Source organism: Streptomyces sp. bgisy027 (assembly GCF_057710365.1).
Map to the genome: position 1 here is coordinate 1 of NZ_JBYIVZ010000072.1, position 23473 is coordinate 23473.

Sequence of the window (23473 nt, forward strand, 5' to 3'; positions counted from 1 at the left end):
CGTCCTGGCGACTCATCCCGGCCTACGGGCCGAGGCAGACCGCCTCGACGCGGCTGACGCCGCCCTCGATGACACCGTCGATCCCCACGATCCGCAGGTCGAGGAACTTGCCACTCAGCACTGTGCCCACCACAAGGCCCTGCTCCAGGCCATTGAAGCGGTTGGGCTGGACGTGGCCGAGGAGAAGCTCTTCGAGATCTACGACGCCGAGGCGAGCGGCGAGGAGGACGCCCAGATGAGTGCCTTCGAAGCGGTGACCAAAATGCCCTATGGCTTCTCTGCGGCCCGGACGCGGTGCATGGAGCTCACGGCAAGGCTCCTTGCCCGGGACCTCTCCGCAGGCAGCTGATCACTGGTGTGGCCCGTCCGTGAGGATCCCGGACGGGCTACCGCCCCCCGGGCCACGCTTCTCGAAACTCCCCACTTCGTTGAACACCAGAGCGAGTGATGCGAGGAGCATCCCTGGCCGTTTTCAAGGCTCTGACCGCAGTTCCGTGACGGCCTACGTCGTCATGCCGAGTGCTGATGCTTGTGCAGGGCTGCGCTGGCTTTGACTCTGTCGGGGATCTTGTAGCCGTCGAGGTCAACTACTCAGGGTGCGCCAGGACTTCAGTCGAGGAATCTCGCGTTGGTCGAGGTAGTTCTGGAAGGCAGTCGGCTGGCGGGGCGTGGATGCTTCCACGGCTGGTGGCAGTCCACTGAGGCGCTCGATGTTGACGGCGATGGCGGTCAGGACGTGCTGGACGTGGGCCTTTCCCTGTCCTCGGTAACGGCAGCGTCGCATGCCGTGTCCGTGCGCGAACTCGTTGACTGTGCCCTCCACCCCGGAGCGGACCGCGTAGCGGGCCTTCCACTCTGGCGTCTGTTGCTCGGTGCGGACGCGGAGTTGCAGGTCGCGGGCTCTCGTGGGGGAAAGCCCACGATGCGGTGGCTTTCGCGGGAGGTGGTGCATTGAGCGCGAGCCGGGCAGGGCTGGCACTGGCTCTTGGCGAACCGGGCCACGATCAGCGGGGCCGCGGTGGGCGAGGAGGTCGGGTAGGGGCCGTGCCAGCCCTGGCTGACCTGGCCCTGGGGACAGGTGACCTGCTGACGATCGAAGTCGATGTGGAAGTCGTCCCGGGCGAAGCCCTCGCCTCGGCGGTGCTGGTGGGTGGGGTTGCTCTTCAGCGGCCCGGAGACGGTGACCTGGTGTTCACGGGAGGCGTGTTCCAGGTGGGGCAGGGAGGTGTAGCCGGCGTCGACGAGGTGCTCGGTGGGCAGCAGTCCGCGATGGGACAGGCGGGTGTGGATGCCGGGCACGGGCTGGCTGTCGTGGGTGGTGGCCGCTGTGGTGGCGACATCCGTGATCACGTTGGGGCCCTCGGGAGCGCAGGTCTCGGTCAGGTGAGCGGCGAACCCCTTCCAGCTGATGATGTGCCCGTGTCGTGCGTCGCGGGCCGAGGTGCCGTAGGGCGAGACGATCGCCCTCGACGACGGCGGCAGTCCTGCCCCGCCCTCCTTCTCGGCGGTGCGCCAGCGCAGGTGTCCAGCGGCATCACGGTGGTAGTTCTGCACCATGATCTGCCGCAGAACCTGGACACGAGGACCGGGCATGAGGCTCGCTCCGCGCCGGTGGAGGTGCTCCAGGAGCCGAACGGCGTCCCTTCCGGTGGCAAGGATCCTGGTCATGGGCTTGGTGGGGTTCTTGCCCAGGCGGACCGGCCGGCCGTAGCGGAGCCCCCAGTCCTCATCGACCAGCTCGTCCAGCAGGTGCGGGGAGATGCCGGCGACCTCTTCGAGAGCGGAGCGGACCGCCTCGGTGACCAGCTCCAGGCGGGTCAGGTCACGCACCGCGGCCAGGACGTGAGTGGAGTCGGTGCGCTGCGTCGTGCGTTCACGCACGAGCCCGGCGTCCTTGAGCCGGACCAGCGCGAGGTCCAAAAGCTGGTCGGCACGGTCGCCCTCAGCGAGACGCTCGCGAAAATCGGAGAGCACGCTGTGGTGGAAACCGGGGTCATCGAGCTCCAGCGCGAGGGCGTATTTGAAGTCGATGCGGCAGCGCACCGCCTCGGCAGCCTGCCGATCCGAGAGGCTGAGCAGGAACTGCAGCACGCAGACCGTGGCCAATTGCGCAGGTGAGAGGCTCGGACGACCGTCGCGTGGGTACCAGTCGGCGAAGTCCTCGTCGCACCACAGCCCATCATGGCGGTCACGCACCCATATCGCCGTCGTACCGCCCGGGTTGCTCGCCCGCGTGATTTGCGCAGTCAAAGGCGGGACTTGCTCACCGGGACGGGGGCGCAGGGACAACGAGTACCTCGGCAACTACATCGGTCTTCGGAACAGTCCGAGCATGCCCGCTGATCACGCCGCCGCGCCGGGAAACTCCAAGATCCCCGACAGAGTCAAGTTAGGCTTCCCTCATGCGCGCCCTGTCCTCCAGGCCGGCGAGGCGTGCCTGGAGTGCGGGCCGGGTTAGCTCTTCAGCGCTGCACCGAACCGCTGCAGCGGACGAGACATGGATCGCCCGCGACCTGCTTCTCCTGTCACGGTGTCCGTCAAGCCTGTCAGGGAGCAGCGTGCATTCCCGCTAGAGTTCAAGTCGTCAGGCGTTTGAGTGGGATGTATCCAGACACCCGATGGCCCCGTGACTGTTGCGTGGAGCATTGTCAATGCACGACACGCCGCCATGAGTGTGACGGAGTGTCAGACAGTCCCTCGAATGGCTCAACCCTATGGCCAAGTCTGGCTAATCCGCTATTTTTTGATGGTCCGTCATATATGTGATCTCGGGAGTCTGAACGCCCGATCAGCCCCCTTCTGATGCCCCTCGAGCATCTCTTGGGTGGCGACAGAAGTAGGCATGAGTAGCTTCATCCATAGTCGGTCGGGTCGACTGGCATCACTGAGAGATGGAGACCAAAATGCCCGTGAGAAAGGGAAGCGGAATGCGTACGCGGACCGTTGTCTCGATCGCCTTGGCGGTAGGCGTCACCGTCGCTGCTGCGACCAGTGTGAATTATGCCTCGGCTTCAAGTTCGGCACCTAAAGTCGCCCCATCGGTGCAGGAGGCCGATGCCTCCGTGCCCCAGGGAAGGGACGGCGAGGCAGGAGGTGACGGCCAGACGAGCTACAACTACGGGACCGGCGACCGGGGGCGGATCTACGTCAACGAGCGAACGTATTCGGCCGAGGCAGGTGACTGCATCGCAGTGATCAGTAGTCCCGCGACCAGTTTCAACGTCCGAAACGAGACTGGCAAGACCGTTGAATTCTTCAACGGGATTACCTGCGACAACGGCGCCGCGATTGAGAAGATTGGGCCCCGCGACTCCAGCAGCGCAATCCCTGGAACAGTAGTACTCGACGGGGCCACGGTGCCGTTCGCGCTTGTCGGCAGCTTCCGGGCAATCGACAAGCGGCACTGACTCCTACACCGACCAAAGGCAGCGCCATCGCGGAAGCCCATGCTGTGGGCTTCCGCTCGGCGTGTTCTCCGAACTGTACTCAGTCTGGCCCTGGCCTCGACCCTGCTAGCCTCTGTGGTCAAGCTTGCCCGCCACGACTCGTACTCTGTCGCTGGTGAGGAGTTGAAGACGCTTTCGGTGATTCTGCCGCGGCGCAGCGCCGCGGCTGCCGCTGGACGCCTGGCTCATCCGACCAGCACGGTGATCCAGTCTGACTCATGCGGCCCTACTCGTTCGCACGGCTCGGCCGTTCCGCGACTGTCGGCGACGGCCGAAATGTGGTTCTGGATCACTTCCGGGCTCTGTCGCTGATTTGGGGGCGCGTGACGATCACGCGCAGGAGGCATCACCTGTGCGTGGGGGATGCGGCTCGCGTCGCCGGCCTTCTTCTTCCGAGGGTTGGGGTGGCCGTAGAAGGAGTGGTTTTCGGGGACACCGAGGTCCGGCTCGCGGTGCGCTCCTCGGCAGGGTCGGCCGCCTGTCCGGGATGCAGATGGAGATCCTCGCGTGTGCACTGCTACTACCAGCGGTCTCTGGCGGACCGTCCCGTCGCTGGCCGACAGATGCGACTCGATCTGCGGGCACGTCGTCTCGTGTGCGGCAACGACAGTTGTGGGTGCCGGACGTTCGCCGAGCAGATACCGGACCTGACACATCGACACGCACGCCGCACCAATGCCCTCACCGCGCAGCTCACGTATACCGCGCTGTTGCTGGGAGGACGTGCCGGAGTCAGTCTGCGCGGACTCCTGGCCCTCACCACCGGCAAGGACACCCTTCTCCGACTACTTCGCGCACTGGCCGTTCCGGCGGCGGAGCCTGTCCCGTGTTTGGGCGTGGACGAGCTCGCCGACGCCGGGGTCGTAGCTACGCGACGATTCTCGTCGACATGAACAACCGCCGCCTTGTCGACGTCCTCGTGGCCCGCACTGCGCGCACCTTCGCGGCCTGGCTGCGCGAACACCCCGAGGTGCGGGGTGTCTCCCGCCGCGATCGTGCCGGCTCCTTTCACGACGGAGCTCAAGCCGGTGCACCACAAGCCCGGCAAGGGCTCGCGGGCTTTCGCCACGTTCGATGCGTTCGTGGAGAGCCGGCAGTCGTCGATCGCGCTCGGGCGGTAGCCCGCACTCGCGAACGCCGCCAGCAGATCCGGGGGTCCAGGCCCGGGGGTGGACGTCGGCGAGCCAGACGTCGAGGGTCGGCGGGAGCCCAGCCGGAGCCGGCGGTGGGTCGGATGCCGGGCCCGAGATTCGGCTGATGACGGGCCCGCTACCTCCTGGCCGGACTCGGCAGGCGACGACGAGGCACGCAGCTCGTGTGCGTCGGCCAGTTCCTGCTCGATGTGCCTGTGGTCCATGATCGTTTTCCTCCTTTGCCGCGCGGCTTTTGGGCAAGGCTGTGAAGTTGTGGGCTGAGCGGGCCAGTCAACAGGATGTCGATGCTGATGGTGGCCTTGTAGGTGCGTCGGTCGACGTGCAGGCTTTTGTAGGGGTAGCGGGACAGTGGCCGCTTCACGGCGTGGGGGCTGACGCGCAGTCGGCGGGCGGGCATGCGGTTGTCCAGGACCGCCCGGCTGATTGCGCCCACGAGGTCGATGGCAGTGTCGGCGACCACGTCCGCGGCCCGGATGATCTGGTGTCCGGACGCGTGCGCATGCGGTTGAAGGAGATGGCTCACGGCCACAAGACCGGCACCTGCCGCGGGGCCGGAAACGCGTTACCCCACGAGGAGGCGACCGTCGGTCGCGCGCGGTCACACGATGCTGATCACGCCCGCGCCGCACCCGCCCGCAACCCGTCCATGACCAGGTCGAGAAGCCGTGCCGCGCGCGGGCGCCAGTCCTCCGTCGGGGTCATCTGCCACAGACCGGCGATGGCGAGGAGGAAGTCGTCGGCCGTGACCCCCGGGCGGATGGTGCCTGTCTCCTCGGCTGTGCGGAGCAGGAGTTCGGCGGCCTCGGCGACGGGGGTGGGGGAGGGTTTCGCCGGCCCTCCTGGCGTACTGGTGGCGAGGCGGATCGCGTCGGCCAGGCCCGCCTTGGTCATGGCGAACTCGGCCAGTCGGTCCATCCAGGTGCGCAGGGCCTGGTGCGGCGGCAGCTCGTGGAGCAGTTGCGTCGCGCTGTCGGCGACCTGCTGCATCTCGTGGCGGTAGATCTCCAGGACAAGAGCTTCGCGGTTGGGGAAATTGCGGTAGAACGTGCCCTGCCCGACCCCCGCCTTCTTGGCGATGGCGCTGAGGGGCGCGTCCGGGCACCGCGTCAGTTCGGTCAGGGCGACGCTCAGGATGTTTTCACGGTTGCGTTGCGCGTCCGAGCGCAGAGGGGCGTCTTTTTTGTGCTGCACCGTCACTCCTTGAGGCACGTGGCAGGAGCGCACGCTCTCCCAAGCGCACCCTTGCCAAGCGGACAGCTGTCCGTTACGTTTTGCGGGTAGCGGACAGATGTCCGGTTGAGGTCCACTCTAGCTCCGGACGCGACAGACACGTCAGTCCTCTGCAGCCGTTCAACGCTGTTCAGCGCTGTTCATCTTCCGCCGTGTACCTCATCCACTCCAAGCCCCCCCACAAGCACAAGCGCACCACCGTCACGCCCCCCTCCAACGCCAAGCGCCCCCGATCGCCGGCATCTCGCGCACCACCGGAACACCGTCACGGCGACGCGCGCCCCAGCCGGCCGGGACGGCGTCTCCAGCGTCCACACGCGCCAGACGCCAGGCCGGAGAGCCGCGGCATCAAGTGCCGCAAGTCTGAAGGAAGTTGTTCATGGCCTTAACGACGTCCAGCGTCATCACTCTGCACATCAACGGCGAGAAGCACACGCTATCCGTCGACCACCGCACCACCCTGCTCGACGCGCTGCGCGAGCGCCTCGATCTGACCGGCACCAAGAAGGGCTGCGACCAGGGGCAGTGCGGTGCCTGCACCGTTCTCGTCGACGGCCGCAGGACGGTCGCCTGTCTGCAATTCGCGGTCGCGGCCGAAGGACGTGAGATCACCACCATCGAAGGCGTCGCGGACGGCGACCACCTGCATCCGGTGCAGCAGGCGTTCCTCGAACTCGACGGATACCAGTGCGGTTACTGCACCCCCGGACAGATCTGCTCGGCGATCGGCATGCTCGGGGAGCACGCCGTCGGATGGCCGAGCGCCGCCTCCGACGACGTACGTCCGGCGGCCGGGCCGCCGCCGCTGACCGCGGACGAGATCCGTGAGCGGATGAGCGGCAACCTGTGTCGCTGCAGCGCCTACACATCGATCGTCGAGGCCGTCGCGCGTGCCGCCGAGGCCGACGCCTCGCCAGCCCCAGACCTGCGGACGCAGTCCAGGGAGGCCGCCGCATGAAGGAGTTCGACTACCGCAGGGCCTCCGACGTGGCGGGTGCCGTCGCCCTCCTCGAAGCCGATCCGGACGCGCGCTACCTCGCCGGCGGCACCAACCTGGTCGACCTGATGAAGAGCGGCGTGGAACGCCCCGCCCGCCTCGTCGACGTACGGGAACTGCCCCTGGACCGCATCGAGCCGGCTCCGGACGGCGGACTGCGCGTCGGCGCGACGGCCACCAACAGCGACCTCGCCGCCCATCCCGAAGTACGCGGCCGCTATCCGATGCTGGCCCAGGCGGTGCTCGCCGGCGCCTCCGGCCAACTGCGCAACATGGCCACCGTCGGTGGCAACCTTCTCCAGCGCACCCGCTGCGCCTACTTCTCCGACACGACCAAGCCGTGCAACAAGCGCGAACCCGGCAGCGGCTGCCCCGCCGTCACCGGCGAGCATCACAATCACGCCATCCTCGGCGCGTCCGAGACCTGTGTGGCCGTACACCCCTCGGACATGGCCGTTGCCCTGACCGCCCTGGACGCCGTCCTGCACTACGAAACCGCTGACGGACAGGCGGAGTTGCCGATCGAGCAGCTGTATCTTCCCGTCGCCGGCACCCCGCACCGCGAGACGGCCCTGCCGGCGGGTGCGCTGATCACCGGCGTCACACTGCCCCGGGTGCCGGTCGCGGCCCGCTCCCGGTACCGGAAGGTGCGCGAACGCGCCTCCTACGCCTTCGCCATCGGCTCCGTCGCCGCCGCACTCGACGTCCGCGACGGGGTCGTGCACGACGCACGCCTGGCGTTCGGCGCGGTCGCCTCCCGGCCATGGCGCGCCCGCACCGCGGAGCGGGCCCTCATCGGGGCGCCCGCCACGGCCGAGACGTACGCGGCCGCCGCCGAAGCCGAACTCGCCGCGGCCCGCCCGCTGCCGCACAACGGATACAAGGTGACCCTGATGCGCAACCTGACCGTGGCCGTGCTGAGCGAGCTCGCCGAGGAGGCCGCACGATGACCACCACCGCGCAAGCAACCGCCGTGCGGCGCGCCGTCGGCACCGGTCACGTCCGGGTGGAGGGCCGGGACAAGGTCACCGGCGCGGCACGCTACGCGGGCGACATCCCCTTCACCGAACTCGCCTACGGATGGCTGGTGTTGTCCACCGTCGCGCGGGGCCGCATCCGCGGCATCGCCAGCGCCGCCGTCCTGGAGATGCCCGGTGTCGTCGCCGTCCTGGACCACCGCAGCGCCCCGCGCCTTCAGACCGACTACGTCGGCATGCTGGGCATCAGGCCCGACCCCACCTGCGCCGTCTTCCAGAACGACACCGTGCCCCACCTGGGCTGGCCGGTGGCCCTGGTCGTCGCGGAGACGCCCGAGCAGGCGCGCGAGGCGGCCGAGGCACTGGTCGTCGAGTACGAACCGCTGCCGCACGACATCGAGTTCACCGGCGAGCACCCGGACTCCTATCCCGTGGACGGACACATGCCCGGGGTGACGGACAAGGGCGACCTGGAAGCCGAACTGGCCGCCTCGGCCGCCGTCGTGGACGAGGAGTACACCACTCCGGAGGAACACCACCACCCCATGGAGCCCCATGCGGCGACCGCCCGCTGGGACGACGGCCGGCTGGAGGTGGTCGACTCCAACCAGGGCGCTACTTGGGTCGTCGGCGAGCTGGCGAACCTGTTCTCACTGGATCCCGCGTCGGTGCGGGTGCGTTCGGAGCACGTCGGCGGTGGCTTCGGCAGCAAGGGCGTACGCGCCCACCAGGTGGCGGCCGTGATGGCCGCGACGATCCTCCAGCGTCCGGTGCGCGTCGCGCTGACCCGGCCCCAGATGTTCGCGCTGGCCGGGCACCGCAGCCCCACCGTCCAACGAGTCAGGCTCGGCGCCGACGCCGACGGGCGGCTGCGTGCCCTTGACCACCGCTCGGTGAGCCGCACCGCCACCGTGTACGAGTTCGTCGAGCCGAGTGCCGGCGTGGCGCGGGTGATGTACGACGCCGACGCCCACCACACCGAGAACCGCGTCGTACGCCTCGACGTGCCCAGCCCCACCTTCATGCGCGCTCCGGGCGAGGCTCCGGGGGCTTTCGCGCTGGAGTCCGCGCTCGACGAACTCGCCGAGAAGTGCGGGATCGACCCGATTGAACTGCGCCTGCGCAACGAACCGGACAAGGGCCCCGTCTCCGGCCTGCCCTTCGCCAACCGCAACCTGCGCGCCTGCTTCCAGGAAGGCGCTCGCCGTTTCGGTTGGACCGAGCGCGACCCCCGGCCGGGTGTCCGGCGCGAGGGCCGATGGCTGCTGGGCACCGGCACCGCCGCCGCGTCCTTCCCCGCCGGCGCCGCCCCCTCGACCGCCGCCGTCACCGCCGAGGCCGACGGCCGCTTCACCGTGCGGATATCGGCGGCCGACATCGGCACCGGCGCGCGCACCGCGCTCACCCTCGTCGCAGCCGACGCCCTCGACGTCGCACCGGAGCGGGTGACCGTGCGGATCGGGGACAGCGAGTTCGGCTTCGCGATGATCGCGGGCGGTTCGATGGGCACTCGCTCCTGGTCCATGGCCATCATCGCGGCCGCCCGCGAGCTGAGGGAACGACTCGTCCCCGGCATGGTCATCCCCGCCGAAGGGATCACCGCGGGCTCGGACACCACCGCGCAGATCGCCGCACTCGCGAACATGGAACGGCACTCCTACGGCGCCCAGTTCGCCGAGGTGGCCGTGGACCCGGCCACGGGCGAGGTACGCGTACGGCGCATGCTCGGCATCTTCGCCGCCGGCCGCATCGTGAACCCGCTGACCGCACGCGGCCAGTTCACCGGCGGCATGATCTGGGGCATCTCCATGGCACTGCACGAGGAGGCCGTGCGCGACCCGGCCTTCGGCGGGCCCGTCGGCGCCGACCTGGCCGGCTATCACGTGGCCACCCACGCCGACGTCCCGCGCATCGAGGCGGACTGGGTGGACGACACCGACCCCGACGACCCGGTCGACATCAAGGGCATCGGCGAGGTCGGCATCGTCGGCGCCGCGGCTGCCATCGCCAACGCCGTCTGGCACGCCACCGGCGTACGACACCGCAGCCTGCCCATCCGCCCGGACCGCGTCCTGACGGCGGGCAGCGATGCTTGACCTGCTTCCGGAGCTGAAGGGCTGGCTGGCCGAGGGACGTGACGTCGCCGTCGCCACCGTCGTGTCCGTCGGCGGCAGCGCCCCACGGGGCCCCGGTGCGACCCTCGCGGTGGACAGGGCCGGCACGGTCATCGGCTCGGTGTCCGGTGGGTGCGTCGAGGGCGCGGTATACGACCTGTGCGCCCAGGCCCTGGAGACCGGGCAGAGCGTGCTGGAGCGCTTCGGCTACAGCGACGAGGAGGCCTTTGCCGTAGGTCTGACCTGCGGCGGTGTCCTGGATGTGATGGTCACGCCCGTGCTCGCGGACACGCCCGTCAGGGCGCTGCTGTGCTCCGCCCTGGACGTGGTGGCCCAGGGCAAGCCGGTGGCCATGGCCCGAGTCATCGAGGGCCCGGCGCCGCACCTGGGGGCCACGCTGCTCGTCCATGGCGACGGCTCCACGGAAGGCGGCCTCGGGATCCACGAGGACCTCGACCGCACGGCCGCGGCACAGGCCCTGGCCGCGCTTGACGCCGGACGTACGGGCACGGTGGAGCTGTCGCCGGACGGCTCGCACTGTCCCGACGGGCTCACCCTGCTCGTGGAGTCCAGCACGCCACCGCCGCGGATGATCGTCTTCGGTGCGGTCGACTTCGCCGCGGCGCTGGTGCGGGTCGGCAAGTTCCTGGGCTATCACGTCACCGTGTGCGACGCCCGGCCGGTGTTCACCACACCGGCACGCTTCCCCGAAGCGGACGAGGTCGTCGTGGACTGGCCGCACCGCTACCTGCGGGGCACCCGGACCGACGCACGGACCGTACTGTGTGTCCTCACTCACGATGCCAAGTTCGACGTCCCCTTGCTGGAGGTCGCGCTGCGGCTGCCGGTCGCCTTCGTGGGCGCGATGGGCTCGCGCCGTACCCACATCGACCGGGACCGCCGGTTGCGTGAAGTGGGCCTGAGCGTACAGGAGTTGGCGCGGCTGAGGTCCCCCATCGGGCTCGACCTCGGAGGCCGTACCCCCGAAGAGACAGCCTTGTCGATCGCTGCGGAGATCGTCGCGACCCGCAGAGGCGGGACGGGCGTCCCGCTGACCGGTACGCGAACGCCGATCCACCACAGGACAACGGCTCCGGCTCCCGCCCGCCGCAGCTCACCCGGCGAGCGGGAACCGTCGCCGGGGATCACGGACATCGCTTCCTAACGTCGGTCGTGATCGCCGGCCGCCACGTCCGCCGGCCGCCACGTCCGCCGGCCCCTCGGAGACGGCGAGCTCCTGCCCCAGCGGGTACGCCCCGGCGGGCACCACGATTCCGGCCCCTCCTGGATGGAACGCCACGTGAGCGTCCGGTCACTGCACAGCCTGTGAGGTGGCGGTACGCGGCCGCAGCCGCAGCCGCCCACCGGTCAGGAACGACGTATTAGGCCGTCAGGCACTGCCGGGCGGGCTCTCCGGAGGACGAACAGGGCTGGTGGCACGATGAGTTGCGACGAGAGGCGGGGGCTTCGTGCGTGATGACAGGCGGCAGATTCAGACAGCGGTTCTGGGCGGTGCGGACTCGGAGGAGCCGCTGATGCTGCCGCTGGAGGCGATCGAGCCGGCCCCCTTCCGCCACCGCCACGAGGACGACACGTCTGTTGCGGGCTGCTGCTCGGAGGCTGCGGCCTCCAGCTGACCACGAAGCTGTACACCGACCGGGTCTGTCACTTCGCCCACCACCCGGGCCCTGAGGGGCACCGGCACGTGTGCAACCGGCGATCCCGTGGCGTTGCCGGCGCCGACCACTTGTACGTGAAGTCGGCGGCCGCAGCCTGGCTCGCCGGTCACGGGGAACAGGCCAGCTTCGAGTACGGCCGCCCTGACGGGGCGCCGCTCGGCTCCGTCGTCGACGTCCGATGGCGGCACGGTGCCCTGCGGGTGCACCTGGACCAGACGGTGGCCCCGGCGTGGGACAACGGCATGGAGCCAGTACTCGGCACGATGGTCCAGGCCGACCGGGACACGCTCATCCGCCGCCGGTACGTGCACCGGATCCGCCTGGACAGCGAGGGAACCGCGCGCCGTGTCCGCATCGGCACCGAGGCCTTCGCGCGTCGCACCGAGTGGTTCGGTCTGGACGAATGCGTGATGACCGAACGGGGCCTGACGACGCCCGCGGTGGAACGCTTCGTCAAAGCCCGCACCATGGCCCCGCCTGCGAGATGGCCCGCGGCGAAGACCAGGAAGGGACCGGACGTTGAGGCCCGCGCGCAGGTGCTGCTGCGCCGGCTGGCCAGCGCTCGCAACGTTGAGTCGGTTGTCGTGGTGAACCGCGTGTGCCGCGAGATTGCCGACTTGACCGGAGCCATCTCGGCGACACGGACCGACCTCAATGACGTCGTGCGGGACGCGCACCAGTGGCTGCAGGACCAGGCCGGCGTCCGGCGCGAGCTGTTCGCGCGCCTGGATGAAGCCGTCACGGCCCGCAACTCCCGGCAGGCCCGCGAGCTGCTGACCCGCGCCAATGCGACCGCCGCGCACGACCGGACCGAGGCCGAGGAACGTATCGCGGGCGCCGCCGCCGACTTCGTGGCCGAGCAGGCCCGCGCACAGGCGACCGCAGACGCAGAGCGGGCCGCCGAACGAGCAGAAGAGGAGATGGCGGACCTGACCGCGCGGGCCGCTTTCGAGACGGTGCGCAGGGTGCTCAGGGAACACGGCGCTCGACGCCATGAGCGAGGACTGAGTCTCTCACCTGCGACACCGTCCACGGCGCCGCATGTCCAAGGCGACGCTGCACAGTCAGGCGCAGTTGCTCGTCGTGGCCGCGGCCAAGGCCGGCACACGCGTCACCGCGTCCCAGCGCCAGGAGATCGACCGCTGGACAAAGCGCGCAGAGCGCACACAGTCTGCCGTGCCCGCACCGACGGCTCCTGCATCGCGCAACAAGAAGGATCTGACGTTGCCGAAGTCCCGCGGGGACGCGGACACGCGGGCCATCTGAGCAGTCCAAGCGGACACCGGGCCATCTGAGCAGTCCACCACGATCACGGTGTTGGGGCGTGCGTCTCTGGGAGGAGCCCAACGGTGAACTGGCCGCCACCCTGACCCGCCGTAAGGACTGCACCGCGGTGACACTGCCGCTGCCGGCCGAGCTGGAGCCGCTGCGCGAGCTGCACGACAAGGTGGTGGCGCAGATGACGGCCCACCGTGTCCCTCAAACGCCGTGGACGACACGCAAGAGCGGCTGATTGCCACGGATGCCGACCGGGCTGAGCCGGCACAAGCAGCCGGCTCAGCCCGGTCGGTCACGCGCTCACACGCCGCCCTTGGCCACCAGCTCGATCAGGGCGTCGGCTGCGGGAGCCGAGGAGGCCGGGTTCTGCCCGGTGATCAGCAGACCGTCCTGCACGACATAAGGCTGCCAGTCGCCGGTCTTGGAGTAGACGCCGCCCAGCTTGACGAGCTCGTCCTCGACCAGGAAGGGGACAACCTCGGTCAGCTGGACGGCCTCCTCCTCGGAGTTGGCGAAACCGGTGACCTTCCTGCCCGCGACCAGCGGGGTGCCGTCCTCGCTGAGGGTGTGCCGCAGTACGCCGGGTGCGTGGCACACCAGTGCCACCGGCCTGCCCGAGCGCAGGGCCGACTCGATCAGCCGGGCCGAGACGGTGTCCTCGGCCAGGTCCCAGAGCGGGCCGTGGCCGCCGGGGTAGAAGACCGCGTCGTAGTCGTCGGCCGAGAGCGAGTCGAGGCGCACCGTGCCGGCCAGTGCCTCGGTCGCCTGCGGGTCGGCCTCGAAGCGTCGGGTGTCGTCGGTCTGGAAGCCGGGCTCGTTGCTCTTGGGGTCCAGCGGCGGCTGCCCGCCCTTGGGTGAGGCGAGCACGATCTGCGCGCCGGCCTCCTTGAAGCGGTAGTACGGCGCCGCCAGTTCCTCCAGCCAGAACCCGGTCTTACGGCCGGTATCGCCGAGCTCGTCGTGCGAGGTGAGAACGATCAGAACCTTCATGGCACACTCCTTGATAAATTAGACCAGTCTACTAATTCGGGGTGAAGAGAGCCCCATGACCGGGGTGGCCATGGGAACCGGGTCTTCTACAGGTGCAGCAGCCTGCGGGTTACCGCCGTGGCGGTGTCGAGCGGCGCCAGGCTGCGATGGATCTTGCACATGACGCTCGCTCCGAGCCACATGTCGTACAGGGCCTGAGCGACGTCGCGGGGATCGCCGTCGACCGAGAGAGACCCCTCCTCCACGCCGCGGGCGATGGCGCGCTCGATGCGGTCGACGACGGCGCTCGTGCCCTCCTTCAGGGCCAGGCGCATCGGCTCCGACAGGTCGGCGACCTCGGCGCCGAGTTTCACAGCCAGGCACTTGCCCTGGCACTCCTCGACACTCTGCGTCTGGCGCCATTGCTGCCAGTAAGCCATCAGCCGCTCGGCCTCCGACTGGCCGGACCGGGCGAGAATGCCGTCCATGTCCGCGAGATAGTCCGCGAAGTAGCTCTTCAGGATCGCTTCACCGAAAGCGTCCTTCGAGGCGAAGTAGTGGTAGAAGGACCCCTTCGGCACACCGGCTTCCGCGAGCACCTCGTTGATGCCGACGGCGGAGTAGCCCTTGTGAGCCATGATCCGCTGAGCCGTGCCGAGGATGACCCGACGGGTGTCTGTGTGGCGCGTGGTGACCGGCATGCGTGAACCTTAACAGCCGAGTAGACCAGTCGTCTAGTGAGGTGGCGTGCACCCGGCCACCTCGAACCTGCCCTTGGGATGCTGGGGAGAGACCTTCTCCGACGACGTCTGGCCTGCCCGCGCTGCGCCACGCCCCCCAGCGTGCCAGCAGCGCGTCGCCCGGCCGCGATGATCGACCGTCCGGTCCACCACGCCGCGGTTCTCACCCTCACCGGAGACTCCTACCGGAACCGTCAGCGACGCGAGTTGCTGGCCAAGGGGAACCGCGCTCAGCACGGCTGAACTACCAGCCCATGTCCCGGGCGACTTCGCTCCGAGCCGCCGCGATGTCCTCGTCGGTCGCCCCGGCCACATCGGCGTCCGCGGCCCACTCCAGCCGTGACAGCAGATCGGCCAGTGCCTGCTTCTGGGCAGGATGGGCGACTGGCACCGAGTCAAGATCCGTGGTCATCAGCCAGTCGAACAACACGACGGCGTCCGCACGCGACAAGCGCACCGACACGGTCGGGGCATCGTCTTCCATGTGCCCATGATGCCGGGCAGACCGAACTGCTCGACCCAACCGCACGGACCCCAGCCGCCATGGCGAACACGCGCGTGCAGGTGGGCCCGCGGCGGACTCCCTGCGCCGCCGAATCCGGCGGCGCACGCCGTGGATGGCCTGTGCGACTGTTGTTCTCCAAACCGGCGACACCCGCCAACGAGCGGATTTGCGGAGCAGCGGAGAGGGCTGCGGCGAACACGTTCCACTCCGGCGGGGCGACCGTGAGGTCCGCTGTGCCAGGGCCTGCGTTCTGGCCACGGGCCGACGCGACGGTGCCTGCGGCCAAGGGCAATGCCCGTGCCTGACAGGCCACTCCCTCCGATCCGGGTGGCGGCGAGCCCTTTCGGCGGCCGTGGCCTGCAAGGGCATGTGCGCGGAGCCGGAAAGTGAACAAGTAGCCCAAGACGGGAGGCACTTTGGATGGGGAGCGGCAGCCAGGGCAGGCGCGGCGCCATAGAGTCTCCCACTGACGGATCTTCGGGCACCACTGACCTTCTGGCTCAAGCTGGACGGAAGGAGGTGAATTCGTACTCGAAGAAGAACCGCCGAACTGGCAGTTCTGGACCTTCATGATCGCACTGCTTCGGCTGGCACCGGAGCTGATCAGGTGGAAGGCCAAGTCCTCGCTAGTTCGGCGAAGCTCAGGCCCACTACATGGGCCGTGACGTGTACGCGAGCGACTGGCTGAGGCGGTGGCCATGCTGGAGACCATCGCGCTGCACGAGCCGCTGGAAGCGAAGAACGAGTTCTTCGCCTGGCCGGTCGCCGAGACCTTCCTCAACACCAACGGCGTGGTCCTGGACTACGAGCCGGAGGACGCCTCGCGCTCGTCACTCGCGCCAAGCACAAAGGCGCCAGCGTGCAGGCAGTCGCAGCGCAACTGCGCGTCTGGTCCACTGATTGAGAACTGGCCGGATCCGCGCTGACGCGCGGCCGGGTGTGGTTCCCACCTGAGACTGCCTGATTTCCCCGTTCACCAGCGGGCTGTTGCCGCAGGGCTGGTTCACGTGAGGAGGGCGGCCAGCGCGCCCGTCACGGTCGCGGCAGGGTGACGACCGCGGCAAACGTCACCGTGGCGCGGGGTGACGGCAGCGGGGTAGGTGGCGCCGTCCAGAAGGCCGGGGCTGACGGAGCGCCTTGGCGGGCCTGGGCACGAGCTATTGCCGGCGCGTTTCTCGTACTGATGATCTAGTGTCGCGCTGTTCTCTGGGGAGGGATGACGCATGGTGCGTGGGGGTCGATGGGTTGTGTTGTGCGCGGCTGTGGTGATGGTGATGGTGATGTCGGGGTGCGGGCAGCGAGCGGCTGAGCACGAGCCTGACTTCGCGAGCGCTGAGAAGTTGCCGGAAAGGCTTGGTGCGGACGGCACGACAATCACAGTCGGTGATCCCGATGCGCCAGTGAAGGTGCACCTGTATGAGGATCCCCGTTGTCCGTACTGCGAGGAGTTCGAGACCACGGGCGGCGGCCCGCAACTGCGGGAGGCGCTGCTCGACCGGTGGGCTATGGCCGAGTACACCCTCGCCTCTTTCCTGGACGACCGGGTCGGCGGCAGCGGATCGAAGAAGGCGGTCAACGCACTACGCGCCGCGCTGGAGGAAGGCAAGTTCGTGGAGTACCACGAGGTGCTCTACGCCAACCAGCCCGAGGAGAGCGTCGACGGCTACACCGACGCCTACCTGCCGGAACTGGCCGGTCAGGTCAAGGGTCTGCGGAGCCCGAGGTTCGACACGGCCGTGAGATCCATGAAATACCGCGCCTTCGTCACCGCCTCCGAGAAGGCTTACGAGAAGGCCGGGGGAGCCAAGGAACCCGAGGGCCCCGGTACGCCCACCGCGGTGATCAACGACAAGCGGATCCCGCTGGAATACGGTGCCCTGCTCATGGAGAGTGACACCTTCGCCCAACTGCTGCAGGAGATCTACGACAGGCCCGGAGAGTGGGAGAACACCACGTTCTGAACCGCCGCGCCATGCAGCCCTACTCGCGGTCGTCCAAGACCGGACCCTCCCGCGCCGCTAGTGCGACCGGAACCGCGTTCCGGTGATTGCCCAGCTGGTCCAGGCCGACGGGGACAGGGTGCGGGAGGTGATCCACCGGTTCAACGAGATCGGCTTGGCCTGCCTGGACCCTCGATGGGCGGGAGGCCGTCCCCGCCTGCCCAGCGCTGACGGCGAGGACTTCGTCGTTCAGACGGCCACCACCTGCCCCGCCAAGCTCGACCACCCCCTCACCCGCTGGTCGATCCGAAAACTGGCCGCCCGCCTACGCGGCGTGCACGGACGCGCGATCCGCATCGGCCGTGAAGCCTTACGGTGCCTGCTTCGGCGCCGCGGCGTCACCTTCCAGCGCACGAAGACCTGGAAGGAGTCGCGCGATTCTGAGCGCGACGCCAAGTTCGACCGCATCGAGTTCGTCCTGGAGCACTTCCAGGACCGGGGCTTCGCCTTCGACGAGTTCGGGCCCCTGAGGATCCGGCCCATCGCAGGCTCCTGCTGGGCGAAGCAGGGAAAGCCCGACCGCCTGCCGGCGACCCACCGCCGCACCCACGGCGTCACCTGCTTCCACGGTTGCTATTGCGTCGGTGACGACCGGCTGTGGGGCGTCAACCGCCGCCGCAAGGGCACCGCCAACACGCTCGCCGTGCTGAAGTCGATCCGGGCCGCCCAGCCCGACGGCGCCCCGATCTGCATCATTCTGGACAACCTCTCCGCCCTCACCGACGTGGACATCCGCCGCTGGGCGAAGCAGAACAAGGTCGAACTGTGCTTCACCCCGACCCACGCCTTGTGGGTAAACCCGATCGAGGCGCACTTCGGCCCGCTGTGGCAGTTCACCCTGGCGAATTCGAACCATCGCAGCCATCCCGCGCAGACCCGAGCCCTGCAGCCGCATCCAGCCGTCACGAACAGGCAGATGAGGGTCGCGGCCAGCGCCGCGGGTCCGATTGCTCTCGGACCGCAGCACGCTGAGACCCGGCAGACCCGAACCCTCCTGGCCAATGGCGCACACCGGCTTGAGGGCACGTCACCTGACCGACGTCCTCACTCACCCGCATAACAGGCCACGCATCAGGATCGCGACGGTTGACCGTTACTCTGCTGAGCTGCCGCCCTCGATCCCGGCGTCGGCCTCTGCCAGCAGTTGTCCCAGCTCTGCGTTGTCGTCGCTTCGCAGCCGCCTGAAAAGGTCCTCCAGGGCCTCTGCCTCTGGTCGCCGACGGTCGGCCAATTGCCACCACAGCTCGTGCACCTCGCTCGGGGCGCGGCTGCGCGCGAGGGCCGTCAACCGGCTCGACCCCGCTCCATCTCGCCGAGGTGTTCGGCGTCGACGAGGAGACCGCAATGCGCTGCGCGGACTCCGCACGGGCACTACTGGAGCAGGCAGCCGAGCACTCGGCATCGCCGTTGGGAAAAGAACTTGGCCCGGATTGACGGGACTTGAAGAATGACGACCATGCAGACCCGACAGGCATGGCCTGATGACGCATCAGCGGTCGCCGGTGTTTACGTACGCTCCTGGCAGGCAGCGTTTGCCGGTCTTGTCCCCCAGCATTACCTCGACGCCATGGACCCAAGCCGCGAAGAGTCCGAGTGGAAGACACTCATCGCGGAGACACGATGGCCATTGTCGGGAGTACTGGTAGCCGAAACCGAGGAGGGGATTGTCGGATTCGCAGGTTTCGGCCCGTCTACGGAAACCTCTGCCGTCGCGGAAATCGGAACGCTTTACACGATGCCCGAGGTCTGGCGCGCTGGAATTGGGAAGCACTTGATGCTGGCCACGTTGACGACTCTCGGACAGGCCGAGTACACACATGCCACCTTGTGGGTCCTGGAAGACAATCGTCGCGCCCGGCGCTTCTACGAAGCTGCCGGCTGGCACGCAGACGGCGCAGCCGTGGAAGACACCACCGGTGGGGCTTCCCTCAACAAGTTGCGCTACCGCCGCTCTCTTGTCTAACACGCTCGGCGTCTTGCCCGAGCCTCTGGCGGCGCGGGTGATCTCGGTCGTGAACCGCGCTTCGGCACCTGCGCGAGGCCGCGCGGAGGGCGAAAGCCGAACTCTCCTCGACCGCCGAGACCACGATCGACCTGCCCTGCATCGCGGCTTCCCCTCGGGTGCCGGAACCCGGTGGCAGCGAGGGCAGGCGGGCTGCAACCGAGAACGTCGTCGTGCCTGGTGGGCAGAGAAGGACCGGTTCGGTGCCGGGGCGGTGGCCGGACGCAGGACGGTGCCGGCCGGCCGCCTCTCCGGCACGGTGTTCCGGCCGCGCCGGAGAGGCGGCGCCCGAGCGGCGGAGTCCGGCTCCACCGGGCCCCGGCCGCCGCAGGATGCTGCCCTGCCCGGCCGCCGGAAGCCGGGTCTGCCGCGGCCGGGGAGGGCGGGACTCAGCTGATGGTGGTCGAGCTGAGCACGGGGTTGGGGCTGGAGAAGCACGAAGTCGGTACGTCCGCCGTGATGAAGAGGATGGGCACCCTGGCGGTGAAGGTGAGGCCGGGGCTGTTGTAGGAGGTGCCCGCGAGCTGGGTGCTGACCGTGCCGCCCGAGGCTCCTGCGACCAGATCCAGGTTCAGGGTGGGGAGCGTGAACGTACTCCCGCCATTGATCGGACCGGGGACGGTCATGACGATCTCGCTGCCGCTGACGGCCACGCTCGGGGTGCCCGAGCCGATGCCAGATCCTCCCGTGAGGTTCTGGCCGGTGAGGGTCGCGTCAGTCGGCAGCTTGGCCCGGAGCTTGATGTCTTTGATCGACTTGACGGTATATCCGTTCACCGATCCGGGCACGGTGAGCGGGGCCGGCGCCAGGGCGACGTCGAAGGCGCTGCCGGACGCCACACTGTCGGGCGCCGTGGCCTCGGCACCGGCATCGAGGGTGAAGGTCTGCGGCGAGACGAGCGGCGGCTTCGCCTGGCAGTCGAAGGTGAGGGGGGTCTCGGCGGCGACCCCCGGGGATGCGGTCAGCCCAACGAGCGTCAGGCAGCCTGCCGCCGCCACGATGACACGCGGCAGCACGGATACGGATCTCATATGCATCCTCCTCGCAGGTGTACGGGGCGGTGCGGATGGCCCGTGGAAGGCTCCCGTCCGTCCGGAAGCCGCCGACTTGGGCCGTGGCGTGCGCGGCGTCCGCGAGGTCCTCTGCGGGGAGTGCCGAGTCGGGCGGTGAATGCCGGTCCGGGGCAGGGGGCACGGGTCCGATTGCATGCACATGTCAGCACGACGAGGTGGCGATGTACAGGGATGCGCCACGAGCGATCGGTCCGGCGCGGCACATACGGCCCGCCTCCCTCCACCTCACCTACCCCTCCCGCCTCGCCCATCTCTCCCGCCTCGCCTGCCGGTGCCCGGGACGCTGGGCGCACCCGGCCTCGCGGCGGCGGGCCGGGCGTGCGGGAAAGGTGGCCACAACAAGCGGAGGTCCGACCCTGCCGTCGGGCGGCAGCAGGCGCTGTCGTTTCTTGACTGCTATTCAGCTTCCTGGGTCACGGAGATGGGGCTACGGTCCCGCCAATGAGAATGACATGGGCATGCCGCACCGCAAGCGTCCTGGCCGTTCTGGCAGCGATGTTGCTCACCGCGGTCCCCGGGGCGTGGGCGCACGAGGAGCGCGAAGTAGTCTTCCCGGACGGTTCGGGCAGTGTCCCGGAGTATCGTGCCAGCGACCCGGACCTGCTGGTGTGCAAGGTCGACAGGGCCGCGTTCGAGCGGCGCATCGCCAGGTTCTCCGAGGAACTGCGCAGACGCAACCTCCGGCTCTACGAACAGTGCACCCGCAAAGGATTCCGCCATATCCAGCAGGCGGTGGACGCGGTGGACGGTCCGGGGACGACGATCGCCGTCCTCCCCGGACGTTACGAGGAGGAGCCCTCGCAGCCGGAGCCCACCGGTGCCTGCTCCCGACTCGACGCCCCGCGGTCGGCCCTGGGCTACCAGGTGCTGACGTTCGCCCAGCAGCGGCAGTGCCCGCACAACCAGAACCTGATCGCGGTCCTCGGCAAGCGCGACCTCCAGATCGAAGGAACCGGCGCCGGACCGCTCGACGTGGTCGTGGACGCCGGATACCGAAAGCTCAACGCCATCCGGGCGGACTCCTCCGACGGCATCTACCTGCGCAACCTCACGGCCCAACGCACGACATTCAACTCCGTCTACATCCTCGCCACGGACGGATTCGCCATCGACCAGGTCCTCACCCGCTGGAACGACGAGTACGGCTTCCTGACCTTCGCCAGCGACCACGGCCTCTACCGGGACTGCGAGTCCTACGGCAACGGCGACTCGGGCATCTACCCCGGCAGCGCCTCCGACATCAACGATGGCCGTGGGTACGCCGTGCCCCGTTACGCCATCGAGATCACCGGGTGCCGCAGTCACCACAACCTCCTGGGCTACTCGGGCACCGCGGGCGACTCGGTCTGGGCCCACGACAACGAGTTCGACCACAACATGGCGGGCGCCTCGATGGACAGCGTCTTCCCGGGCCACCCCGGACTCCCGCAGAACCACGCCCGGTTCGAGCGCAACCTGATCCACGACAACAACGAGGACTACTACCCGCACGTCGCCGACGGCACGTGTGCCAAGCCGCCCGCCGAACGCGGCTACGAGCAAGGCGTCGTCTGCCCTCAGACCTCGGTGCCCCCGGGCACCGGAGTCCTGATCGCCGGCGGCAACTGGAACCTCTTCGAGGGCAACTGGGTCTACGGCCACGAGCGCACCGCCTTCTTCCTCAACGCCGTTCCCGCGTACATCCGCGGAGAGAACACCCCGTCCCGCCAGAGCGACACCTCGCACCACAACCGCTTCCACGGCAACCACCTCGGCACCGCGAAGGACGGCAGCCCGCACCCCAACGCCACCGACTTCTGGTGGGACGGCCAGGGCCGGGGCAACTGCTGGCAGGACGACACGTCCGGCAGCAACCCCCGTACGCTGCCCCGCTGCGGGGATCGGCCCGGCACACTCTCCGGCGGATCGCACCGCCTCCTGGGCGAGCCGCTGAAGACCGCCCACCTGCTGGTGTGCTCCGAATACGACGTCGGGGCCCGGCGGCTGCCCTCCGGCTGCGACTGGTACGGCGCGCGCGGCATCGAACGCGTGGAGGTGCAGATCGCCCTCGGCCTCGCCGCCGTGCTCGTGCTCGTCGGCGGCATGCTGTGGTGGCGCAGGCTCCGCGGACACCGCTGGGCCACCGTGGCCGTCGTGGCCGGGGCCGCGGGGCTGGCCCTCGACGTGGCGGGCGAGACCACCTCGCTGTCCACGACTCTCGCCCCGCCGCTGGCACTGGTCCTGATCGGAGGGTGGTGGATCGTGACGGGACACGCCCTGCGCGAACGCAGCCCCGTGTTCGGCTGGACAACGGCGGCGCTGGGCCTGCTGACCCTGCTCGACGCCTTCGACCAGGCCGTGCTGATGATCCCATGGACTCCCCTGAGCCCGGCATGGCTGCGCGGCCTGCTCGGTCTGGTCTGGGTCGTGTGGGCGGTGGCGGCCGCGGCACGGCCACCGCGCGAGAACCGCAACGCCGCACCCCGCACCAGGGCTCTCGCCGGAGAGCCGTCATGAGAAGCCCCCGAACCCGTCGCCGCCTTGCGGCGCCCGCCGTGGCGGCCGGCCTGCTCCTGACCCTCTGCACGGCCTGCTCGGAGCGCCCCGAGACCCACCACCGGCCGGGTACGGGTCACGAAGTCGCCACCGGCCCCGCGGGGACCCTGCTCCCGGCCGACGACGCCCCTGCGCACGAGCGACTGCGGCAGGTGCCGCAGGACCGGGCACCTGGTATCAGGGTGTCCGTCCGGGCGGACTCCGAGAGCGGCTGGAACATCCGCGTGGACGTCAGCCGCTTCCGCTTCACTCCGGACAGCGCGGGTGGCGCCGCCGTCCTGGGCAAAGGCCACGCCCATCTGCTGGTCGACGGCAGGAAGGTGGCCCGGCTGTACGGAGGGTGGCACCATCTGCCCGCGGCCGACGTACCGGCCGGGGCCCGCACGGTCACGGTCCGGCTCGTCGCCGACGACCACACGACGTGGGCGGTCCGCGGCCACCCTGTCGAGGACACCGTGCCCCTCCCCGGAGCCTCCGCCGGGGAGTCGACGCCGGCGCAGCCACCGAAGGCGGACCGGACCCTGGAGATCACGGTCTCGGACGGCAAGGTCAACCCCGCGCCCGGTCGCGTGGAACTGCGCAGAGGCCAGTCGATCGCCCTGCGTGTCACCAGCGACACCGACGACGAGCTCCACATCCACGGAGTGGACCGGTCCGCGCCGCTGCGCGCGGGCCGCACCACCACCCTGCACGTGGTGGTGGACCGCACCGGGCTGTTCGAGGTCGAGACGCACCGCTCCCAGCTGGTGCTGACGCAGATCGCGGTCCGGTGAC

22 protein-coding genes and 3 pseudogenes are annotated in these 23473 nt (G+C 69.2%); 17 read left to right on the forward strand and 8 right to left on the reverse strand.

What is annotated here, in order from left to right; translation table 11 throughout:
- A pseudogene (locus tag AC3ETA_RS43135) lies at positions 1 to 349 on the forward strand (MerR family transcriptional regulator); the annotation flags it as partial.
- 234 nt (positions 350 to 583) lie between these two features.
- On the opposite strand, the gene AC3ETA_RS43140 reads toward AC3ETA_RS43135, so the two are convergent.
- Both AC3ETA_RS43140 and AC3ETA_RS43145 read right to left on the reverse strand, forming a co-directional pair.
- Positions 584 to 952, reverse strand: coding sequence for a transposase (locus AC3ETA_RS43140; protein ID WP_432198379.1), 369 nt, complete (start codon positions 950 to 952; stop codon positions 584 to 586).
- Between the two features lie 1058 nt (positions 953 to 2010).
- Positions 2011 to 2196 (reverse strand): annotated as a pseudogene (locus AC3ETA_RS43145) (transposase); the annotation flags it as partial.
- Positions 2197 to 2927: 731 nt separating this feature from the next.
- Here AC3ETA_RS43145 and AC3ETA_RS43150 point away from each other — a divergent pair.
- Both AC3ETA_RS43150 and AC3ETA_RS43155 read left to right on the forward strand, forming a co-directional pair.
- A complete protein-coding gene (locus AC3ETA_RS43150) occupies positions 2928 to 3407 on the forward strand; it encodes a hypothetical protein (protein ID WP_432198380.1) in 480 nt (159 codons plus the stop codon).
- A gap of 257 nt (positions 3408 to 3664) precedes the next feature.
- Positions 3665 to 4339, forward strand: a complete 675-nt coding sequence (locus AC3ETA_RS43155; RefSeq protein ID WP_432198381.1) for a transposase family protein — start codon at positions 3665 to 3667, stop codon at positions 4337 to 4339.
- A 376-nt stretch (positions 4340 to 4715) separates the two neighbouring features.
- Here the strand turns inward: AC3ETA_RS43155 and AC3ETA_RS43160 are convergent, their stop codons facing one another.
- Both AC3ETA_RS43160 and AC3ETA_RS43165 read right to left on the reverse strand, forming a co-directional pair.
- Positions 4716 to 5123 (reverse strand): hypothetical protein, encoded by a 408-nt coding sequence (locus AC3ETA_RS43160; RefSeq protein ID WP_432198382.1) that lies wholly within the window; start codon positions 5121 to 5123, stop codon positions 4716 to 4718.
- Between the two features lie 89 nt (positions 5124 to 5212).
- The gene (locus AC3ETA_RS43165; protein ID WP_432198383.1) at positions 5213 to 5791 is read right to left on the reverse strand and encodes a TetR/AcrR family transcriptional regulator; all 579 of its coding nucleotides are present in this window, start codon (positions 5789 to 5791) and stop codon (positions 5213 to 5215) included.
- Positions 5792 to 6209: 418 nt separating this feature from the next.
- Here AC3ETA_RS43165 and AC3ETA_RS43170 point away from each other — a divergent pair, with 418 nt between their 5' ends.
- From AC3ETA_RS43170 to AC3ETA_RS43200, 7 genes are all read left to right on the forward strand, one after another.
- Complete coding sequence (locus AC3ETA_RS43170; protein WP_432198384.1) at positions 6210 to 6788, forward strand: (2Fe-2S)-binding protein; 579 nt, start codon at positions 6210 to 6212, stop codon at positions 6786 to 6788.
- Positions 6785 to 7777 carry an FAD binding domain-containing protein gene (locus AC3ETA_RS43175; protein WP_432198385.1) on the forward strand — a complete coding sequence of 331 codons (993 nt, stop codon included), beginning with the start codon at positions 6785 to 6787 and terminating at the stop codon, positions 7775 to 7777. The genes AC3ETA_RS43170 and AC3ETA_RS43175 overlap by 4 nt, the downstream gene beginning before the upstream one ends.
- Positions 7774 to 9900: a xanthine dehydrogenase family protein molybdopterin-binding subunit gene (locus tag AC3ETA_RS43180; RefSeq protein ID WP_432198386.1), complete on the forward strand. Its 2127-nt coding sequence runs from the start codon at positions 7774 to 7776 to the stop codon at positions 9898 to 9900. The genes AC3ETA_RS43175 and AC3ETA_RS43180 overlap by 4 nt, the downstream gene beginning before the upstream one ends.
- On the forward strand, positions 9893 to 11083 hold the full coding sequence (locus AC3ETA_RS43185) for an XdhC family protein (RefSeq protein WP_432198387.1): 1191 nt from the start codon (positions 9893 to 9895) through the stop codon (positions 11081 to 11083). The genes AC3ETA_RS43180 and AC3ETA_RS43185 overlap by 8 nt, the downstream gene beginning before the upstream one ends.
- Before the next feature lie 304 nt (positions 11084 to 11387).
- Entirely contained in the window at positions 11388 to 11555 is a 168-nt protein-coding gene (locus AC3ETA_RS43190; RefSeq protein WP_432198388.1) for a hypothetical protein, read from the forward strand.
- Between the two features lie 242 nt (positions 11556 to 11797).
- The gene (locus tag AC3ETA_RS43195; protein WP_488187668.1) at positions 11798 to 12892 is read left to right on the forward strand and encodes a hypothetical protein; all 1095 of its coding nucleotides are present in this window, start codon (positions 11798 to 11800) and stop codon (positions 12890 to 12892) included.
- 29 nt (positions 12893 to 12921) lie between these two features.
- Complete coding sequence (locus AC3ETA_RS43200; protein ID WP_432198390.1) at positions 12922 to 13110, forward strand: hypothetical protein; 189 nt, start codon at positions 12922 to 12924, stop codon at positions 13108 to 13110.
- Positions 13111 to 13175: 65 nt separating this feature from the next.
- On the opposite strand, the gene AC3ETA_RS43205 is transcribed toward AC3ETA_RS43200, so the two are convergent.
- Both AC3ETA_RS43205 and AC3ETA_RS43210 read right to left on the reverse strand, forming a co-directional pair.
- Complete coding sequence (locus tag AC3ETA_RS43205) at positions 13176 to 13865, reverse strand: type 1 glutamine amidotransferase domain-containing protein (RefSeq protein ID WP_432198391.1); 690 nt, start codon at positions 13863 to 13865, stop codon at positions 13176 to 13178.
- Positions 13866 to 13951: 86 nt separating this feature from the next.
- The gene (locus tag AC3ETA_RS43210) at positions 13952 to 14545 is read right to left on the reverse strand and encodes a TetR/AcrR family transcriptional regulator (RefSeq protein WP_432198392.1); all 594 of its coding nucleotides are present in this window, start codon (positions 14543 to 14545) and stop codon (positions 13952 to 13954) included.
- Positions 14546 to 14686: 141 nt separating this feature from the next.
- On the opposite strand from AC3ETA_RS43210, the gene AC3ETA_RS43215 reads away from it, so the two are divergent.
- Complete coding sequence (locus AC3ETA_RS43215; RefSeq protein ID WP_432198393.1) at positions 14687 to 14827, forward strand: ATP-binding protein; 141 nt, start codon at positions 14687 to 14689, stop codon at positions 14825 to 14827.
- A 1-nt stretch (position 14828) separates the two neighbouring features.
- On the opposite strand, the gene AC3ETA_RS43220 is transcribed toward AC3ETA_RS43215, so the two are convergent.
- Positions 14829 to 15068, reverse strand: a complete 240-nt coding sequence (locus AC3ETA_RS43220) for a hypothetical protein (protein WP_432198394.1) — start codon at positions 15066 to 15068, stop codon at positions 14829 to 14831.
- A gap of 719 nt (positions 15069 to 15787) precedes the next feature.
- On the opposite strand from AC3ETA_RS43220, the gene AC3ETA_RS43225 reads away from it, so the two are divergent.
- From AC3ETA_RS43225 to AC3ETA_RS43240, 4 genes and pseudogenes are all read left to right on the forward strand, one after another.
- Positions 15788 to 16015, forward strand: coding sequence for a hypothetical protein (locus tag AC3ETA_RS43225; RefSeq protein ID WP_432198395.1), 228 nt, complete (start codon positions 15788 to 15790; stop codon positions 16013 to 16015).
- A 354-nt stretch (positions 16016 to 16369) separates the two neighbouring features.
- Positions 16370 to 17050: a DsbA family protein gene (locus AC3ETA_RS43230; RefSeq protein WP_432198419.1), complete on the forward strand. Its 681-nt coding sequence runs from the start codon at positions 16370 to 16372 to the stop codon at positions 17048 to 17050.
- Positions 17051 to 17120: 70 nt separating this feature from the next.
- Positions 17121 to 17984, forward strand: a pseudogene (locus AC3ETA_RS43235) (IS630 family transposase); the annotation flags it as partial.
- 552 nt (positions 17985 to 18536) lie between these two features.
- Complete coding sequence (locus AC3ETA_RS43240) at positions 18537 to 19052, forward strand: GNAT family N-acetyltransferase (RefSeq protein ID WP_432198396.1); 516 nt, start codon at positions 18537 to 18539, stop codon at positions 19050 to 19052.
- Between the two features lie 428 nt (positions 19053 to 19480).
- Here the strand turns inward: AC3ETA_RS43240 and AC3ETA_RS43245 are convergent, their stop codons facing one another.
- Positions 19481 to 20122 (reverse strand): cyclase, encoded by a 642-nt coding sequence (locus AC3ETA_RS43245; RefSeq protein ID WP_432198397.1) that lies wholly within the window; start codon positions 20120 to 20122, stop codon positions 19481 to 19483.
- Between the two features lie 489 nt (positions 20123 to 20611).
- Between AC3ETA_RS43245 and AC3ETA_RS43250 the strand changes: the two genes are divergently transcribed.
- Positions 20612 to 22660, forward strand: a complete 2049-nt coding sequence (locus tag AC3ETA_RS43250; protein WP_432198420.1) for a right-handed parallel beta-helix repeat-containing protein — start codon at positions 20612 to 20614, stop codon at positions 22658 to 22660.
- Entirely contained in the window at positions 22657 to 23472 is an 816-nt protein-coding gene (locus AC3ETA_RS43255) for a cupredoxin domain-containing protein (RefSeq protein WP_432198398.1), read from the forward strand. Before AC3ETA_RS43250 ends, AC3ETA_RS43255 begins: the two co-directional genes overlap by 4 nt.
- Position 23473: the final 1 nt, after the last annotated feature.